The sequence below is a fragment of the uncultured Anaerococcus sp. genome, assembly GCF_937934665.1.
GTDB lineage: Bacteria > Bacillota > Clostridia > Tissierellales > Peptoniphilaceae > Anaerococcus.
Genome location: NZ_CALGYW010000135.1, coordinates 1 through 2,757, shown reverse-complemented (window position 1 = coordinate 2,757; position 2,757 = coordinate 1). Strand labels below are relative to the sequence as shown.

Below are 2,757 nucleotides of genomic sequence, written 5' to 3'. Positions count from 1 at the left end.
GCCTAAATTTACTTTTGCTATAAGTACTATAGAAGGTGGTTTTATGGATTTGAAACACCCTTTGCCACTTGATGAACTTTACAAGTTATGTTTTGAGTACGCTTCTACACCTGTTAAAGACAGAGAGGAAGAGAAGAAGTTTTATTTGAGGCATAAGTATCTGCAATCTTCACTTACTAATCCTAACAATATTTTATGTTACGCAGTATCTGATGATAAATTGGCTTTATGTAATGGTGTAAATTTTCCGAAATATAAAAGTTATTTAACCCTTAAAGAAATTGAAGAAATCAAAGAAAAATTTGATACTGATTTGGCTGATTTTGAGTTGGTGGAGGTGAAAGAATGAAAGTTAAGGAATTTATCGAATATCTAAAAAAATACGATGGTGAATGGGAATGAACACACAAAGGAAAAATCAAGTAAGCTTGATATTATGTAGTATTACAAGCCTATTAAGGGAGTTTGATTTTGGTTTAGAGATATTCAAGGATGGTAGCATCGTGTTTGTTGATGGTAATAACGGTGATAGATACAAGATTAGTGCAAAAGATTTTCAAGAATTATACGATAAAACGGAGGTGGAAAAATGAGATACCTATACGCCATGAATTCAAGACCTTTTAGTCCAGGGACTTATCCTAAGTATGGTTTTTTGAGTGTTAAGATTAATAATGATTTAGATGATTGCAGTTACTATGATTTACTTATTTATGAAAGAAAACTAGATTTTGAAGAAACTTTGAGATGGGAACTTGAATATATAGGAGCATTTAATGAGATATAAAGCACCATACGAACTTATAAAAGATAAAGGCGATCAAGGTTGGGATATAAGAGCGGACAAAGATACCGTTCTTAATCCAGGCGAAACAAAATTAATTGATACAGGCCTATACTTTGAGTTTAGAGATGGCTTATATGCAGACGTAAGAGCAAGGTCCGGCATATCAAGTAAGGGCATACTTTGCCACACGGGTCTTGTAGATAGCAGTTACAGGGGAGAAATTAAGGTATGTATGACTAACTTAAGTAATGTATCTTATACCATTAAAAAAGGTGACAGGATAGCACAATTAGTATTTGGCAAAGAAGTATTAGTAGAGCCTAAAAAAGTAGAAGAAATTAACACGGATACCAGACGTGGTGATAAAGGTTTTGGATCAAGTGGAAGGAAGTAAGAGATGAATAGGCAGATGCGTAGGAGGGTTAATCGTAACCTTAATTTGAATAATAAGGATATAGATGATTTAGCGGAACATTTCAGAAAGGAAAATGAAGAGGCTAACAGGGTGATTGCTGCACAATTTCTAGCTTTAACAGTGGAGGCTTTGAGATTGGAGTTTGGATTTGGGCAAGCTAGGATTGATAGGTATACCAGAAAGGTTAATTCTTTGCTTGATTCGGTTAACCTTGATTACTTAAGTTTCGAAGATTTGCTTGAGGAGATATCGATTAAACCTACTCAGATTTTAAGGCTTGATGGTAAAGCTAAGGATAAGATTAATAAAAGGATTTCTAAGGGGGCTTAATGAATTTTGATAGGATTAGGGAGCAGGAAAGAGACCGAGCTAGAATTGATGCTATAAAGTCTAGGCTTAGAAATTACGGAAAAGATATGCGAAGGTATGATGCGGAGAAAATCAAGATTGAGATCGCTAGGGATAGGTTATCACTTGGGGCGTCTTGGTCTACTACTGATGCAGTGAAGGGTGGCGGTTCTAGTCAAGAAGATTTGCAGGTCAAGATGATTGATAAGATTGATGAGTCTAGCCGAAGAATGAAGCTTATTGAGATTGAAAATCGAGCAATAAAGCTTGCTATTGCTGACCTTGACGATGATAAGAAGTTTATTGTTGACCATATGTGGATTGCTCCAGATGGAAAAAGGCTGAGTTTTAGAAAAGCGGCTGAAAACATGAATTTATCTAAGTCTACTGTGCAGAGATTGAGCGATGACGCTTTACTTTATATCTTTAAGCGACTTTATTTACTTGAAGGAGGTGAGGTCGATGTGAGGTAAATTACATTTTGGGACAAAAACGGGACAATTTCGGGACACATAAGCCTGTTTTATGTGTTATAATGATATTGTAGGAATGTTGCAAGAAATAAAATTAAAGCTGTTTAACTCAAGGATAGGCAATTGGGCTTATCCTTTTCTTTTATCAATTTTAGGCTTATGAGTCAGACTATCCACTTTAGCACCTCCTTTGATTTATTATAGAGTATTCGGGTAGTGGGTTTTGTTCTTTGCCCACTTATAAGAGATGGCTTCTCTTAAAACGTTTTCTAATATATGCTAAATGTTATTGGTGGATGGTCTGGCTGATAGGCTTAAATTATGGGAAATATAAAAATCAAGAAAGTAAAAAAAGGTTATATTTTATATGATGCTTGTGGGGGTGGTAATCACTCTCACTTTTTTAATCGTAGGGCTGCGAGAAGGTGTTTGACTTGTATTAACAAGGGCATATTACCTGACCAGCCCTATTTTGTTGAGTCTTGTAGGAGGTTATTATCTAAGAAAGAGTTTGAGAAGTTGAGACCTCAAAATAAGAAGGATAGGTATTTTAATTCTCAGAAGGGCGTTAGGATATAGAAAGGGGTGATGCTCATTGGCGAGGGATGAATATGGTCTTACGTCTAATCAAAGAGCCTTTGCTGATGAGTATATCAGAAACAAGGGCAATGCAACACAGGCTTATTTGTTTGCTTATCCTCATATTAAAAAAGAGAATACGGCATCTTCTAATG

At 35.5% G+C, this 2,757-nt stretch carries 7 protein-coding genes; all 7 read left to right on the top strand.

Annotation, left to right across the window (positions count from 1 at the left end):
* Positions 1-349: hypothetical protein (locus Q0410_RS06985; RefSeq protein WP_299034810.1), on the top strand; the 349-nt coding region annotated here is incomplete at its 5' end.
* Positions 350-392: 43 nt separating this feature from the next.
* The gene (locus tag Q0410_RS06980; RefSeq protein ID WP_299034807.1) at positions 393-593 is read left to right on the top strand and encodes a hypothetical protein; all 201 of its coding nucleotides are present in this window, start codon (positions 393-395) and stop codon (positions 591-593) included.
* Positions 590-787 carry a hypothetical protein gene (locus Q0410_RS06975; protein WP_299034804.1) on the top strand — a complete coding sequence of 66 codons (198 nt, stop codon included), beginning with the start codon at positions 590-592 and terminating at the stop codon, positions 785-787. The genes Q0410_RS06980 and Q0410_RS06975 overlap by 4 nt, the downstream gene beginning before the upstream one ends.
* Positions 777-1,181: a dUTP diphosphatase gene (gene dut, locus Q0410_RS06970; protein ID WP_299034801.1), complete on the top strand. Its 405-nt coding sequence runs from the start codon at positions 777-779 to the stop codon at positions 1,179-1,181. The genes Q0410_RS06975 and dut overlap by 11 nt, the downstream gene beginning before the upstream one ends.
* A 3-nt stretch (positions 1,182-1,184) precedes the next feature.
* A complete protein-coding gene (locus tag Q0410_RS06965; RefSeq protein ID WP_299034799.1) occupies positions 1,185-1,532 on the top strand; it encodes a hypothetical protein in 348 nt (115 codons plus the stop codon).
* Positions 1,532-2,023: a hypothetical protein gene (locus Q0410_RS06960; protein ID WP_299034797.1), complete on the top strand. Its 492-nt coding sequence runs from the start codon at positions 1,532-1,534 to the stop codon at positions 2,021-2,023. The genes Q0410_RS06965 and Q0410_RS06960 overlap by 1 nt, the downstream gene beginning before the upstream one ends.
* Before the next feature lie 595 nt (positions 2,024-2,618).
* Positions 2,619-2,757, top strand: a 139-nt coding sequence (locus Q0410_RS08525) for a terminase small subunit (RefSeq protein ID WP_367178725.1), incomplete at its 3' end; no start/stop codon positions are given.

What these genes read in the sequence shown, in the direction of transcription:
- Q0410_RS06980 (WP_299034807.1), top strand. Translation starts at nt 393, where the DNA reads ATGGGAATGAACACACAAAGGAAAAATCAAGTAAGCTTGATATTATGT.
- Q0410_RS06975 (WP_299034804.1), top strand. Translation starts at nt 590, where the DNA reads ATGAGATACCTATACGCCATGAATTCAAGACCTTTTAGTCCAGGGACT.
- dut (WP_299034801.1), top strand. Translation starts at nt 777, where the DNA reads ATGAGATATAAAGCACCATACGAACTTATAAAAGATAAAGGCGATCAA.
- Q0410_RS06965 (WP_299034799.1), top strand. Translation starts at nt 1,185, where the DNA reads ATGAATAGGCAGATGCGTAGGAGGGTTAATCGTAACCTTAATTTGAAT.
- Q0410_RS06960 (WP_299034797.1), top strand. Translation starts at nt 1,532, where the DNA reads ATGAATTTTGATAGGATTAGGGAGCAGGAAAGAGACCGAGCTAGAATT.